This is a genomic window from Endothiovibrio diazotrophicus (assembly GCF_054657215.1).
The window spans coordinates 17,265-31,832 of the sequence record NZ_BAAHXB010000017.1 but is presented as its reverse complement, the minus strand read 5'-3'; the positions used below and the strand labels follow the sequence as shown (position 1 = coordinate 31,832).

Here is a 14,568-nt window from a genome sequence, read left to right as displayed (position 1 = left end):
GCGAACCGTATGCGGGATGGCCTCCCCGGGAGACGCCGGCGCGGCGCGACGGGATCCCTGACGCGCCGCAATGCGGCCGTTTTTCCATCGGGAAGCACCAATTAGAGTTTCACATTGCCGGGGCAAGATCGGGCGACCTGATTCGACGCCTCCATCCGACTCAAAGGGCTACACCATGATTAGCGAAGGACTTTACAAGCTCGCCGTGCTCAAGGTGGGAATCATCGCCTTCCCATTCGGTCTCGTCGCCGCCGCGTTGACATGGAGCCGCCAGCCGCGGGGAAACGTGGTGCTGCGGCGCAGGCACGATGCGCCGGCACCCCGCCCCGCCCCGGCCCCGGTGTCCGAGACGAAGCCGGCCACAGTCGCGCGGCATCCGGGCAGCGGCGGCGAGATGACCTCCGGCCGCGGGGAGCGTTCGGAGATGCTGCGGCAGATCATCGAGGAAAACGTGATCCTGCGAGCGGCGAGCTGATCGCGGCCCACCACCCGGCTCCCGTCGGGAGCCCCATCCACTCCGACGCGGAGAAAGAGCCATGCCCACCGTCTATCGCGCAGGGATCGATCTCGGTACCAGCCGATCCACCATCACCACCTCGACCGGCCGGCGGTTCGACACCCGTACCTGCGTCGGCTTCCCCAAGGATCTGATCGCCCGCAGGCGCTTCGGGGACCGGCCCCTGCTCGGCGACGAGGCGTTGGACCATCGCCTGGCGGTGGACCTGGTATGGCCGCTGGCCGAGGGGGTGGTGGAGGAGGAGCCCCGGGCGTTGGAGGCGACCGCGCTGATCCTGCGCCACCTGATCGACGAGGCGCTGCCGGAACGCACCCCGGAGGACAGCGTCTACGCGGCCATCGGCGTGCCGGCCCAGGCGAGCATCGGCAGCAAACGGGTATTGATCGAGATCACCCGGGAGTTCATCGACAAGCTCCTCATCGTCAGCGAGCCCTTTGCGGTGGCCTACGCCATCGAGCGCTTCGACGAGTGCCTGATCGTCGATATCGGCGCCGGGACGACCGACATCTGCCGCATGCACGGCTCCATCCCGGATGCCGAGGATCAGGTCACCCTCCCCGTCGCCGGCAACTTTCTCGACCAGACCATCGCCCGCGCGATCGAGGAGAAGTATCCGCAGGCGCAGATCAGCGCGGAGATCGTCCGGCGCATCAAGGAGAAGCACGGCTATCTCACGAAGGTCTCCGAGCCGGTCCTGGTCACGCTGAACAATCGCGGTATCCCGACGGAGTACGACCTGACCGAGATCCTCCGAGAGTCCTGCCTGCGGATGAGCCAGCCCATCGCCGCGGCGATCCAGGAGCAGGTGGGCAGTTTCGATCCGGACTTTCAGGCACGCCTGCGCCAGAACATCATCATCGCCGGCGGCGGATCGCGGCTCAAGGGGATCGATCTGGCGATCGAGAACAGCCTCAAGGACTACGGCGGGGCGAACGTGGAGTGCGTGCAGGACGCGGAGTACTGCGGCTGCACCGGCGCGCTGAAGATGTGCGCCGAAATGCCCGACGAGTACTGGGAAAGGATCTGACCTTCATCGAATCAGGGTTCCTCACCAAACCAATGGAGTTCCATCCCCATCTCGCGTGCCGCGTCCCCCATCACCCGATCGGCGGTCGCGACCGCGCGGATATCGAAATGGCGGGAGGTGGCGAGGTGGATCGCATCGAGGGTTCGCAGGGGGAGTTCCGGATAGAGGACGATGAGGTTGGCCGCCTCGTCCAGCCGACCATCATCCACCGGATAGAGCTGGAGATGGCCCCGCGCGATATCGTCCAGAAAAGCCGAATAGAGCACCGATTCCAGTTCCCGGTCGATATCGCCCATGCGGCGGCGACGGGCGAGCAGCGAACGCATTTCGGTGCGGGTCAGGCTGCTGACAACCGCAACGTCGATGGTTTGGATGAAAGACGAGAAGGATTCGGAACCCGCCTCGCTGAGGTACCACTTGGCCAACGCGCTGGTATCGAGATAGATCGCGACACCTTCATCGCTCATCGCGCTCTTCCCGGATCAGGGTCGCCGAATCGACTTCTAGCGGAGCGGTGCGCCGCCGCAGGTCGGCATGGTCCGGCCGGGTTCGCGGCGCCCCGATCGGCAGGATCCGGGCGATCGCCTTGCCGTTGCGGGTGACCACCAACTCGCCGGCGTCGCTCACCAGCCGATCCAATTGACCCAACGATGCACGCATCTCGCGAATGCTCAACTGATGCATATCTCCCCCAAACCAAAGTGCTACATATCGAATTATTGTAGCACCAACCCTTTTCACCGCCTCTCCAACACCCGCACGATCCCCCGCTCGCAGTCCAGCTCCACCCGGTCGCCATCGGCCAGGGTCTGGGTGGCGTTGGCCACGGCGATCAGGCATGGCTTGCCGATCTCGCGGGAAACCAGCGCCGCGTGGCAGAGGATGCCCCCCTCGTCGGTGACGATCCCGGCGGCGCGGTACATCAGCGGGAGGAAGCTCGGCGTGGTCATGCTGGTGACCAGGATGTCGCCCTCTTCGAAGCGCTCGCTCTCCCCGGCCGGGTCGCGGATCACTTTGACCGGGCCGCGGGCGGAGCCGGCGTTGGCCACCTGCCCCGGCATCTCGTCGCTGCCGAGCACCTGCGTCTCGATCCGCTCCCCCTCCTCCACCCCGCTCTTCAGCAACACCCCGTCGGCCTGCTGCATGCAGGTGAAGCCTTCGCTGGCGCGCCGCTCGGCCTCGGCCAGGATCGCCGCCGCCGACGGCCCGCGCAGCGCCTCGACGATCTCCGCGCTGCTCAGGTTGAGCAGGGTGCGATAGCCGACGCCGAGCCGCCCGGCGACCTCCAGCCAGAGCGGTTTGAGGCACTGGAAGTCGCGGTAGTAGTGCTCGGTGGTGTTGTTGCGGTGGTAGAGCCAGCGACGCATCCAGGTCAGCTCATAGGCGAGCCCGGGGTACTTGCGCGCCACCCGCTCCAGCTCGGCGCACTCCTCCCGCATCTGGCGGGCGCCCTCGGCCTGGCGCGCCTCCACCTCCCCGGCGAAGCGCTCGCGGAACTGGGCGGCGAAGTGCTCGACCCCGTGGGCCTCGCCGATCACGTCGGTGCAGCCGAGGAAGCGCCAGCGGCGGGTGAGCTGATCGAGCAGGGCGGCGATCTCCGGCTCGTCGAGGATCGCCTCCGACCACGCGTTCCAGCCGAGGGCGCGCCGCGCGGTGAGGCAGAGGCGGTCGAGGTCCTGCTCGCGCTGCTGCGCCGGGTTCTGCAGGCAGCTCAGGGTCAGCTTGATGAAGTCGGCGTCGGCCTCATCCGGATCCACCGCCATCATCTCCTCGCGCAGCAGCTCGCCGAGCGCGCCGAGGAGGAAGATCGGCGCGTTGTAGATCGAGGTCATGCGCTGGTTGAGGCGGTCGAAGCGCTCCAGCCACTCGATCAACGCCCCATCGGAGAAGGGGCCGAAGTCGGTCTGCTCGGTCAACTCGGTGAACACGGTGAAGGCCTCCACCTCCGCCAGGTAGCGCGCCTCGATGCGCCCCGGATAGGTGATGTCCTGGCGCAGCCTGGCACGCAGGAAGCGGTCGAGGCGGCGGTCCAGGGTGTCGTCGATCCAGATGTCCACCTCCCCCGCCGGGTGCTGCACGCTGGGCTGGTAGAGGTGGTAGCCGGCCAGGCTGAAGGGCAGCTCCAGTTGCTCTTGCGCGTAGTGCCAATAGCCTTTGACGTTGGCCTCCTCGAAGATCGGCGAGAGGATGCGCGAGAAGAAGCGCTTGCGGTAAGTGGGCGCCGGCGGGTGCCCGCTGCCCGCCGCGGGCAGCGTGGTGATCGGCCGGCTTTGCACGATGCGCACCGTCTCGTCGATGCACCACTCGATATCGCAGGGGCAGCCGCTCGCCTCCTCGATGCGGGTGGCCAGCGCCGCCAGCAGACGCAGGTGGCCGGTATCCAGGCGCAGCTCGCTGCCGTCCAGCGGCAGGCTGTGGTTCTCGCCATCGACCCGCACCAGCTTGTGCCCCTGGGTGTGGCGCTCGCGCTCCAGCAGGGTGCCGGTGCGTTTGTCGAGCAGATAGCGGTCGGGGGTGATCTCGCCGGCCACCAGCGGCTCGCCGAGACCCGCGCACGCCTCGATCACGATCTGCTCCGGATCGCCGGTGAGCGGGTGGCAGGTGAAGAGCACGCCGGCGGCGCGGCTCTCCACCATCTCCTGGACCACCACCGCGATCGGCTCCTCGTGGTCGCGGTAGCAGCGCACCCGCTCGGCCAGGGTGCTGGCGAAGCAGTCGCGGATCGCGGCGAACAGCCGCTCCGGGGTGACGTTGAGGTAGCTCTCGAACATCCCGGCGTAGCTCTTGTCGGCGGAGTCCTCGCTGATCGAGCTGCTGCGTACGGCGAAGTATTTGCCGCGCAGCCGCCCCAGCCGCGCGCCGATCTCGCGCTCCATGGCGGCGGGAAAGCACCCGGAAAGGATCCGCTCGCGGGCCTCGGGCGCCGCGGTGTCGATGGCGTTCTCGCGGAGGAAACGCCGATAGGCGCCGCTGGTGACCACGAAGCCGTCGGGCACGTTGACCTCGAGGGCGGCGAGGCGGGCCAGCGAATGCCCCTTGCCGCCGACCGCTTCCCGGTGCCCCTCGCCGATCTCGGCGAAGGAGAGGGTGTATTCGGTACTCATGGCAGGTAGTGGATCTCGGTGGGGGAGAGCCCGGCGTAGGGCACGTCGAAGACCGGCACGCTGTAGGCCCCGACCAGATGGAACAGCAGCAGGTGTCCCTCCGCGATCCCCACCGGCAGCAGGCGGTCGCGGGCGATGATGTCCTCGCCGTCGCAGGAGAGCGAGGCGATGTGGTAGGACATCACGTCGAGGTGGCTGTGGTCGCTGGTGATCGGGTAGTTGAAGCGGTGCACGCCCATCATGAACAGCGCGCCGAAGATACTCGCATCGACGTAGAGCCAGCAGCCATCGGCGCGCTGCGAGACGGTGATCACCGGGCAGGCGAGCAGCCCCGCGTCGCCGACGATGATCCGGCCCGGTTCGGCGCAGTAGCGCAGTTGCGGGCGCCGGCCGGCACTCAGCGCCTCGCCGATGCGCTCGATCTGCGGCACCTCCGGGTGCATGTTCATGGGGAAGCCGCCGCCGACGTTGACCAGGGTGAGCGGGATGCCGATCGCGGCGGCTTGGTCGAACAGCTCATGGACCACCTCCTGCAGTTGGCTCCAGGAGTCGGGCAGTTCGTTCTGGCCGCCCACCTGGAAGGTCAGTCCATACGGTTCCAGACCGCGCGCCTGCGCATGGCGCAGCAGCGGCAGGATCGCTTCCGCCTCGGCGCCGTACTTCGAGGAGAGCTTGACCTGGGCCCCGCGGTCGTTGGAGCGCAGGCGCAGCAGCAGGCGGCAGCCGGGCGCCTCGGCGGCCAGCTTGTCGATCTCCCCCGCGCAGTCGGCGACGAAGGTGGGCACCCCGGCGCGGCGCGCCCGGCGGATGTCTTCGCGGCGTTTGACCGGGGCACTGAAAAGCAGTCGCCCAGCGTCGGCACCGGCGGCCAAGGCGAGTTCGATCTCGGCGAAGGAGACCGCCTCGAAGTGGGCGCCGAGGGCGTGCAGGGTGGTGAGCACGCGGTGATCGGGGTTGCTCTTGATCGAGTAGTGGACCGTGTAGCCGGGCAGCGCGGCGGCGAAGCGGCGGTAGTTGCTCGCCACCTGATCGAGGTTGAGCAGGTAGCCGGGCAACCCGCGGCGGCGGATCCGCTCGAGGTGCTCGGGTGCGGGCCGCCAGGTTCCCCGGTAGTAGTCGCGGGGCCGCAGTTGCGGCTGGCGGCTCTTCAGGTAGGGGAGCGTTGGCAAATGGTCCGCGGCCTCCTCCCACTCGCGGGCGAAGCGCTGCCGCTCCCGCTCCGGCGAGAGATCGTCGGCGGCGATCAGCCGCGGCGCCTCCTCCGGGAGGGCGGAAACGAGGTGATAGACCCGCTCGCCGACGATCAGCATGCTCTCGCCGCCGGTCACGCGCGCAGGGCAGAAGCGGACCTGCCACGGCGTGATGGTGGGCACCGGATCGTCCGCATCGAGCAGCAGGCTGGCCGGCACGCGTCGGCGTTCGAGGGCGTGCAGCCAGGGGTGGAGACGTGGGCCGAGCAGGGCGAACAGCAGGCTCGCCCGACCACGGAACAGGAAAGGCAGCCGCTGTTCGGCGATCGCCGCGAGCGGATCACCGCCGACCGCCATCGGCACGGCCGCGGGGGGCGCCCCCCGATCGGTCATTCCAAGGGGATTCATATCGATCATTACGCAATTGGAGAGTGGACGGGGAATCAGCTACCGGGCTCGCGGCGGTCCGAGGCGAGCAGCAGCAGCAGGCCGATGATCGGCGTGAGGACGATGGAGCCGAAGAAGTAGCCCCAGGCGCCGAGCTTTCGCCGCCGCCCGAGGACCCCGATGATGATGCACAGCGCCAGATAGAGGACGATGTATTTGGTGAACGGAAGCACGGCCGTGAGCATGGGTGTTCTCCACTAGGTGGGGGATGAATCGTGAGTCTCGACCAGTCGGCCGTATTCCAGCCGATAGAGGTGGTCGGCGACGTGGAAATAGCGGTCGTCGTGGGTCACCGCGATGACCGTCCGCCCCTCCCGCTTCAACTGCGGCAGCAGCTCGGTATAGAAGAAGGCGCGGAACTCCGGATCCTGGTCCGCCGCCCACTCGTCGAGCAGCAGCAGCGGCTTCTCCTCGACCAGCGCCATCGCCAGGGCGACCCGCTTCTTCTGCCCGCTGGAGAGCGCGAGGTGGGTCAGGCGCCCCCCCTCCATGCGCGTCTTGTGGGCGATCTGCAGGATCTCCAGCCAGCGGTTGACCTGTTCCGTCTTCGTCTCGCCGATGGTCTGGCCGTAGAGCCGATCGAACAGGTGGCAGTCGAAGAAGATCGGCGCCAGGACCTCCTCGTAGCGTGCCTCGTCGATCGGCAGGCCGTTGACCCGCACCGCCCCCTGCTGCGGCGGGTAGAGGCCGGTGAGCAGCTTGAACAGGGTCGATTTGCCGCTGCCGTTGCCGCCGACGATGAAGTGGATGCGGCCGGCGGCGAAATCGAGCGACAGCGGGCCGAGGGAGAACGCCTCCCCCGCCTGCGGGCGGTAGCGGTAGCGCAGGCCGTCGGTGTCCAGCCGCGCGAAGTGGGCGACCGCTCGGGGGGCGTGCTCGGCGGGCCGCTCCCCGGCGGACGCCGGCAACTGCCGCTCGATCTCCTCCAGGGTGTGCAGCGCGCGCCCCGCGTCGAGCAGTTGCGGCGCGTCGCGCAGCAGCGAGGCGGGGATGCAGATGGCGACCACCGCCGCGGTCACCGCGACCGCGGAGAAGCCGGGTTCGAGCGCGGGGATCAGGAACACCATCGCCCCGCCGAGCAGCAGCAGCACCCCCTCGGCGGTAACGTAGTTGGCGGCCACCCAGCGCTGCCGGCGCAGCCACGCCGCTTCCAGCGCGGTGAGGCGGGCATCGACGGCGTGGCGGAAATAGTGCTCGCCCCGGGCGACGTTGAGCTTCAGCTCCTTGTAGCCCGAGACCAGGTCGTCGAGGGCGGCGAACAGCGCCCGCTGGTGCTGCGCGCTGCCCTCGTTGGCCGCCTTCATCCAGCGGCGGTAGCCGACCAGCGACAGCGCGCCGAGGCCGAGCAGGGTCGCCAGCACCACGGTGAAGGCGGTGCTGGAGAGCCAGAACAGCGCCAGCAGCACCGCGGCGCCGCGCACCCCGAGGGTGAGGATCTTGGAGAAGAGGCCGGTGATCTCCGACAGCAGCCGGGTGCCGGTGGCCATCGACTGGAAGATCGCCACCGCCCCGAGCCGCTCGAAATCCATCAGCGAGCTGACCAGCACCCGCTCTATGATCGACAGCCGCAGGCGGAAGACGTTGTTCTCCAGGTGGATGAAGACCAGCAGCAGCGCGTAGTGGCGGGCCAGGGTGGCGAGCACCAGCGAGAGCAGGCTGAGCAGGAAGAAGTCCTCGGGGATCGGCTGGCCGGGCGGGGTGCCGGCGGCGTGGCCGGTGACGAAGAAGTTGGCCGCCGAGAAGAGGCCGAAGGTGGCGACCATCGCCCACAGCTGGCGTGCGTCGCCGCGGGAGCGGGGCAGCAGGGAGTGGAGATTGATCATGACGGCATCGGCGGCGGGCCGGCGGAGAGGATGACGCCGTCGGCCATCTGGACCAGCCGGTCGGCGTGGTGGAAGTAGCGGTCGTCGTGGGTCACGCAGATCACCAGCTTGCCCGCCGCCTTCAGCTCCGGCAGCAGGCCCTCGTAGAAGTAGCGGCGGAACCCCGGATCCTGGTCGGCGGTCCATTCGTCGAACAGGTAGATCGGCCGCTCCTCGGTCAGGGCGGTGATCAGGGCGAGGCGCTTGCGCTGCCCGCTGGAGAGTTCGGAGCGTTCGAAGGCGTCGCCCACCAGGCGGGTCTTGTGGCCGAGCTGAAGGACGTCGAGCAGGCGCGCGACGCGGTCCGCGTCTACCGGGCGGTCGCTGTAGAGCCGCGGGAAGAGGTGGAAGTCGGCGAGCACCGCCGAGAAGAGCCCGCGGTGGTCGGGGGGCGCCAGGCGCTTGCCATCGACGGTCAGCGTCCCGCGGCTCGCGCGGTAGAGGCCACACAGCAGCTTCATCAGGGTCGACTTGCCGCTGCCGTTGCCGCCGGTGATGAACACCACCTCGCCGGCGCGCAGGGTGAGGTCGAAAGGCCCGACGCAGAAGCGCTCGCCGCCGCCTCCTTCCCCTGCTGCGCCATCGTCCCCGGCACCGGCCTCACCGCCGTAGCAGTAGCTGACGCCGTTCAGCTCCAGGCGCTCGAAGGCGGCCGGGGGCTGCTGGCCGGGCACCTGCGGATCGCGCCCCACCGCCAGCTCCCGCTCCAGCTCCGCCAGGCCGTCGGTGGCCAGCCCGGCGCCGATCAGGCCGGGCACGGCGGTCAGCAAATCGACGAAGGGGGTCCACAGGAAGGCGAGGAAGATCGCCGCCCCGGCGACCCCGGTGGTGCCCACCTGCGGCAGGACGAAGACGATGGCGGTCAGGGTGGGGAAGTAGATCCAGTAGAAGAGGCTCAGCTTGCGCGCGTAATAGGCGCCGGCCACGGTGCGCGCCTGCCGCGCCTCGACGGCGCTCGGCTCCAGGTGGTTGCTGACCAGATCGCGCCCCTTGCGGGGATCGCACTTGAGCTCCTTGAAACCGGCCAGCAGGTGGTCGAGGCGGGCGTGGAAGCGCTTCTCGCTGGCGTTGGCGTTGGCGGTCTCCTCGACCACCAGGCGCATCTCGCGGCGGAACAGCAGGAAGCTGAGATAGAGCCCCATCGACAGCACCACGAAGGCGTCGAAGGAGACGAACGGCAGCACCACCAGGCAGCCGGCGACGGTGGCCACCGACTGCAGGGAGTGGAAGGCGCTCATGCTGGTGCCGGTGATCAGCGGCAGCTCCAGCGCCAGGGCGGCGTGCAGACGGCGGGTGCCGATGCGCTCGATGCGCTCCAGCTCGTTGTGGCGCAGGTGGTCGATCAGCCGGCGGTAGAGGGCGTTGCCGGCATCCCCCACCAGCCGGTTGGCCCGCCCCAGGGCGTGGTACTTGGCGGCCATGAAGAGCAGGGTGAAAAAGAGGAAGAGCAGCGCGTCGGCGCGCTCCACGCTCTCGCCGTGAAGCAGGGCGTGGGCGCCACGGGTGAGGTAGAGGATCGCCAGCGCCTGGAACAGCCCGCCGGCGGCGACCAGGGCCAGGGTGTAGGCCATCCGCGCCGGGGCGTGGCGCAACAGCAGCCGGTAGAGTCCGAACAGCGGTTCGCCGCGCAGCGCACCGAGCAGCGAGGCGATCACGGCGTCTCCTCCGGCGCGGGCGGCTCGCGCAGCTGGCCGATGGTGATGGTGATCTCCACCCGGCGGTTCTGCTGGCGCCCCTCCTCGGTGGCGTTGTCGGCGATCGGCTGACGGCTGCCCCGACCGGAGATGGTCACCTGCTTCGAGGAGAGCCCCTGGCGCCGCAGGTAGTCGCCCACCACCCTGGCGCGCTGCACCGACAGGCGCTGGTTGAGGGCGTTGCCGCCGAGGTTGTCGGTGTGGCCGACGATCTCCATGTGGCTGGCGGGCAGCGCCGAGTACTTGTGCGCCAGCTCGTCGAGCCGCCGCTTGGCGGCAGCGGTGAGGTCGTAGGAGGCGACGTCGAAGGCCTCCTTGGAGCCGAGCACGATGCGCTTCACCTCCTGCACCGCGCAGCCCTTGGCGTCGACCACCAGCTTGATCGGCGAGGCGGGACACTGGTCGAGGTAGTCGAGTACGCCGTCGCGGTCATGGTCGAAGGGACAGCCGCGCTCGTCGACCCCCGCCGGCAACGCCGCCGGCGGGGTCTGCAGGCAGGCGTCGCGATAGTCCGCCACCCGATCGTGGTCGAGGTCCGCCGGACAGCCCTCGTCATCCACCCCGTGGGTCAACTCCTCGGGCGAGTTGCGCTTGCAGCGGTCGCGGTAGTCGGGGTGGCCGTCGCCGTCGGAGTCGAGCGGACAGCCGTCGTCGCCGACCCCTTCGGCCAGCGCCTGCGGCGTGTCGGTGGCGCAGGCGTCGCGATAATCCGGGACACCGTCGCCGTCACCATCCAGCGGGCAGCCGGCGGCGTCCACCCCGAGGGTCAGGGCCTCCGCCGGGTCGCCGGGGCAGCGGTCGAGGTAGTCGGCCACCTGATCGCCGTCGCTGTCGAGCGGACACCCCGCCTCGTCGATGCCGAGGCGCAGCGACGCCTCGCTGTCCTGCGGGCAGCGGTCGCGGTAGTCGGCGACCCCGTCGCGGTCGCCGTCGAAGGCGCATCCCTGTTCGTCGACCCCGCTCTCCAGCGCCTCCGGCGGCGTCGCCGGACAGCGGTCACGGTAGTCGCCGACCCGGTCACCGTCGCGGTCCAGCGGACAGCCGGTCGCGTCGACCCCCCGGGTCAGCTCCTCGGGCCGGTTCTCGGCGCAACGGTCGCGGTAGTCGGGATAGCCGTCGCGGTCGCTGTCCAGCGGGCAGCCGCGGCCGTCGACCCCGTTGGCCAGTTCCTCGGGCGCATTGCGCGGACAGGCGTCACGGTAGTCCGGCACCCCGTCGCCGTCCGCATCCTGCGGACAGCCCGTCTCGTCCACCCCGTTGACCAGCGCCTCGGCGGGGTCCGCCGGGCAGCGGTCGTGATAGTCGGCCACCTGGTCGCCATCGTCATCCAGCGGACAGCCGTGGCCGTCGACGCCGACGCGCAGTGCTTCAGGGGCGTCCGTCGGGCAGCGGTCGCGGTAGTCCTCCAACCCGTCGCCGTCGCGATCCGGCGGACACCCCTGCGCGTCCACCCCAAATGCGACCGCCTCGGCCGAATCGGCGGGGCAGCGGTCCCGGTAGTCGGCGATCCCGTCGCCGTCGCCGTCGCGCGGGCAGCCGTCGGCGGTCACCCCGGCGGCGACCATCTCCGCACTGTCGTTGGCGCAGCGGTCGAGATAGTCGAGCACCCCGTCACCATCGCGATCGATGGGACAGCCCCGCGCGTCGACGCCGCCGGCCGACGCCGCCGGCGGCGTCGCCGGACAGCGGTCCGCGTAATCGGCCACGCCGTCCCCATCGCCATCCAGCGGGCAGCCGGCGGCATCCACCCCGGCGGCGGCGCTCTCGGCGCTGTCCCGTGGGCAGCGGTCGAGGTAGTCGGCGACCCCGTCGCCGTCGCGATCGACGGCGCAGCCCTGCGCATCGATCCCGGCCGCCAGCGCGGCCGGCGGCGTCGCCGGGCAGCGGTCGGCGAAGTCGCCCACCCCGTCGCCGTCGCCGTCCAGCGGACACCCCGCCACGTCGACCCCCTTGGCCAACGCCTCCGGCGCGTCGGCCTTGCAGCGGTCGCGGTAGTCGGGGTGGCCGTCGCCGTCGCCGTCGACCGGACAACCCCGGCCATCGACCCCATTGGCCTGCGCCTCGGGCGCATCCGCGGCGCAGTCGTCGCGATAGTCCGGCACGCCGTCGCCGTCGCCGTCCAGCGGGCAGCCTTCACCGTTCACTCCGCTCGCCTGGGCCTCGGCGCCGTCCCGCGGGCAGCGGTCGCGGAAGTCGGGCACCCGGTCGCCGTCGGCATCCACCGGGCAGCCGCGGCCGTCGACGCCGTTGACCAGCGCCTCGGGCGCATCCGCGGCGCAGTCGTCGCGGTAGTCCGGCACGCCGTCGCCGTCGCCGTCCAGCGGGCAGCCTTCACCGTTCACTCCGCTCGCCCGGGCCTCGGCGGAGTCCTGCGGGCAGCGGTCGCGATAGTCGGCCACCCCGTCGCCGTCGCCGTCGCGGGGGCAGCCGGTCCCGGTCACCCCGGCGACGATCATCTCCGGCGTGTCGAGGGCACAGCGGTCGAGGTAGTCGCGCACCCCGTCGCCATCGCTGTCGAGCGGGCAGCCGAATGCGGTGAAGGCGAAGGAGAGCGCCTCCGGCGGGTCGTTGGGGCAGGCATCGCGGTAGTCGGGGAAGCCGTCGCTGTCGCGGTCGATCGGGCAGCCCTGCGCGTCCACTCCGGGAGCGGCCAGCTCATCGGCGATGTTGAACGGGCAGGCGTCCAGGTAGTCGGCGACGCCGTCGTGGTCGTAGTCGACGGGGCAGCCGCGGCCGTCGACTCCGTAGGCGTTGGCCTCGGCGCTGCCGTCGGGACAGGCGTCGCGATAGTCGCCGACGCAGTCGCCGTCGCGGTCGAGGGCGCAGCCGTAGGCGTCGACCCCGTCGGTGATCTCGTCGGGTTCGTTGAAGGGGCACTCGTCGAGGTGGTCGGCCATGCCGTCCTCGTCGCTATCGAAGGCGCAGCCGTGGAGGTCGACCCCGAAGGCGACCGACTCGGCGGTATCCTTGGGACAGGGGTCGCGGTAATCGGCAAGGCCGTCGCCGTCGCTGTCCACCGGGCAGCCCTCGGCATCGACACCGAAACGGTTGAGCTCGGCGGGATCGTTGGGGCAGCGGTCGAGCCAGTCCCACACGTCGTCGCCGTCGGCGTCCGGCGGGCAGCCTGCCTTGCCGATGCCGTGGCTCAACTCCTCGGCGGTGGTGCCGGGGCAGCGGTCGAGGTAGTCGCGCACGCCGTCGTGATCGAGGTCCGCCGGACAGCCCTGCTCGTCCACCCCGTTGGCCAGCGCCTTCTTGCTGTCCTTGGGGCAGTCGTCGTGGTAGTCCTCGACTCCGTCCTCGTCACCGTCCACCGGGCAGCCGCGCCGCTCGCCGTCGGGGTAGACGCCGGCGGTCAACTCTTCCGGCCGGTTGTCGGGGCAGGCGTCGAAGACGTCGAGCTGGTTGTCGTCGTCGCGGTCCACCTCGAAGCAGTCGGGCAGGTCGCTGGTGAAGTCGGAGTCCTCGGTGCGCTTCCCCGCCAGGTCGAGGTATTCGATGCCGCCGTCGGGCTGCAGGTGCTTGAGCACCAGCTCCTTGAGCGAGATGTCGCCGTAGTCGTTGAAGTCGAACGGCCCGGTCACCCCCTTGCACGGGCGCATGTAACGCAGCTCGTCGGCCATGCGGATGGTGGAGACCCGATCGGCCAGCTTCAGGCTGCGGGCGATCAGATAGATCGAGTCGTAGCCGAGGGCGGCCTGGCGGTCGGGGGTCTGCTCGTAGCGGTCCTGGAAGCGGCGCGAGAAGTTGCGCGCGTAGACCGAGTGGTCGTCGAACACCGAGGGGATGTACAGATCGGGAGGAGTCGGGTAGCGCTTGTGGATCTGCTTGATCTCCTCCCAGAAACGGTGGGTATCCATCGACTCGGAGCCGATCACCGGGCTCATCGTGCCGCGCTTGCGCATCTCGGCGTAGAGCGGGACGCTGACCCGGTCGTTGGAGATGAGGACCACCGCATCGAACGGATCCTCGCTGCGCTGCAGGTCAACCGCCAAACGGGTGTAGTCGCGCTCCCCGAGGTTGCGGAAGAAGGAGCGCTGGAAGACGACGCGCATGCCCAGCTCGTCCAGCGCGTAGGCGGCAAAGGCGTCGCCCACCTCGTAGCTGGTCGGGTCGCGGTCCTGCAACAGGGCGATGGAGCGGAAACCGAGGTTGTGGGCGAAGCGAGCCAGGTATTCGCCCCGCGAGGTGTTGTTCGGCGAGAGGCGGAACACCTGCTGGAAGCGCAGGTTGGTCAGGCTGTTGTTGGTGGCGGTGGGGGAGATGAAGAGCACCCCCTTCTGGTCGTAAAGGTTGCACACCGTGGTGGTGGCGAAGGGGGAACGGTGACCGACCGCGGCCACCAGATTGGGATTCTCCTTGACCAGACGGCGCACGGTCTCGCCGGCCACGCGCTTGATCGCGTCGCCGCCGGTGGCGGTGGAGACCTGGTCCTCGGCGCTCGCCTCCAGCGGGCTCTCGCCTTCGTCGTAGATCGCCTTCAGACGGTGGTTGAGCACCCCGCCCGAGACGTTGATCTCCTCCAGCGCAAGGGCCACGCCCTCGTTGAAGTGGTCCTGGTCGGCGGGCCACACCACAGCGATGGCGAGGTCCCCGCCGGTCGGCCCTCCGCGGTCGGCGAAATGGACGTAGTAGGCGACCGGCAGCAGCGCGAGCAGGATGGCGAGGAGGATCCAGGGACGCATGGCGGAGGGTCGCTCGGAGGAGGAAGGCATGGTTGAGGAACG

General features: G+C 69.8%; 10 protein-coding genes. 2 read left to right on the top strand and 8 right to left on the bottom strand.

Annotation, left to right across the window (positions count from 1 at the left end):
- Positions 1 to 175 precede the first annotated feature (175 nt).
- A complete protein-coding gene (locus tag ACYQ2W_RS06855) occupies positions 176 to 475 on the top strand; it encodes a hypothetical protein (protein ID WP_459864593.1) in 300 nt (99 codons plus the stop codon).
- Positions 476 to 536: 61 nt separating this feature from the next.
- Complete coding sequence (locus ACYQ2W_RS06850) at positions 537 to 1,544, top strand: rod shape-determining protein (RefSeq protein WP_459864591.1); 1,008 nt, start codon at positions 537 to 539, stop codon at positions 1,542 to 1,544.
- Positions 1,545 to 1,555: 11 nt separating this feature from the next.
- On the opposite strand, the gene ACYQ2W_RS06845 is transcribed toward ACYQ2W_RS06850, so the two are convergent.
- Genes ACYQ2W_RS06845 through ACYQ2W_RS06810 form a run of 8 tightly spaced genes read right to left on the bottom strand, consistent with a single transcriptional unit; the run spans position 1,556 to position 14,526 of the window.
- A complete protein-coding gene (locus ACYQ2W_RS06845; RefSeq protein WP_459864588.1) occupies positions 1,556 to 2,011 on the bottom strand; it encodes a type II toxin-antitoxin system VapC family toxin in 456 nt (151 codons plus the stop codon).
- Complete coding sequence (locus ACYQ2W_RS06840) at positions 2,001 to 2,228, bottom strand: type II toxin-antitoxin system Phd/YefM family antitoxin (protein ID WP_459864586.1); 228 nt, start codon at positions 2,226 to 2,228, stop codon at positions 2,001 to 2,003. Before ACYQ2W_RS06840 ends, ACYQ2W_RS06845 begins: the two co-directional genes overlap by 11 nt.
- Before the next feature lie 53 nt (positions 2,229 to 2,281).
- Positions 2,282 to 4,648: a PEP/pyruvate-binding domain-containing protein gene (locus ACYQ2W_RS06835; RefSeq protein WP_459864584.1), complete on the bottom strand. Its 2,367-nt coding sequence runs from the start codon at positions 4,646 to 4,648 to the stop codon at positions 2,282 to 2,284.
- On the bottom strand, positions 4,645 to 6,231 hold the full coding sequence (locus ACYQ2W_RS06830; RefSeq protein WP_459864582.1) for a type III PLP-dependent enzyme domain-containing protein: 1,587 nt from the start codon (positions 6,229 to 6,231) through the stop codon (positions 4,645 to 4,647). The genes ACYQ2W_RS06835 and ACYQ2W_RS06830 overlap by 4 nt, the downstream gene beginning before the upstream one ends.
- Positions 6,232 to 6,281: 50 nt before the next feature.
- Positions 6,282 to 6,470: a hypothetical protein gene (locus ACYQ2W_RS06825; RefSeq protein ID WP_459864580.1), complete on the bottom strand. Its 189-nt coding sequence runs from the start codon at positions 6,468 to 6,470 to the stop codon at positions 6,282 to 6,284.
- Positions 6,471 to 6,482: 12 nt separating this feature from the next.
- Positions 6,483 to 8,108, bottom strand: coding sequence for an ATP-binding cassette domain-containing protein (locus ACYQ2W_RS06820; RefSeq protein ID WP_459864578.1), 1,626 nt, complete (start codon positions 8,106 to 8,108; stop codon positions 6,483 to 6,485).
- Positions 8,105 to 9,802 (bottom strand): ATP-binding cassette domain-containing protein, encoded by a 1,698-nt coding sequence (locus tag ACYQ2W_RS06815; protein ID WP_459864576.1) that lies wholly within the window; start codon positions 9,800 to 9,802, stop codon positions 8,105 to 8,107. The genes ACYQ2W_RS06820 and ACYQ2W_RS06815 overlap by 4 nt, the downstream gene beginning before the upstream one ends.
- Complete coding sequence (locus ACYQ2W_RS06810) at positions 9,799 to 14,526, bottom strand: thrombospondin type 3 repeat-containing protein (RefSeq protein ID WP_459864574.1); 4,728 nt, start codon at positions 14,524 to 14,526, stop codon at positions 9,799 to 9,801. The genes ACYQ2W_RS06815 and ACYQ2W_RS06810 overlap by 4 nt, the downstream gene beginning before the upstream one ends.
- Between the last annotated feature and the right edge of the window lie 42 nt (positions 14,527 to 14,568).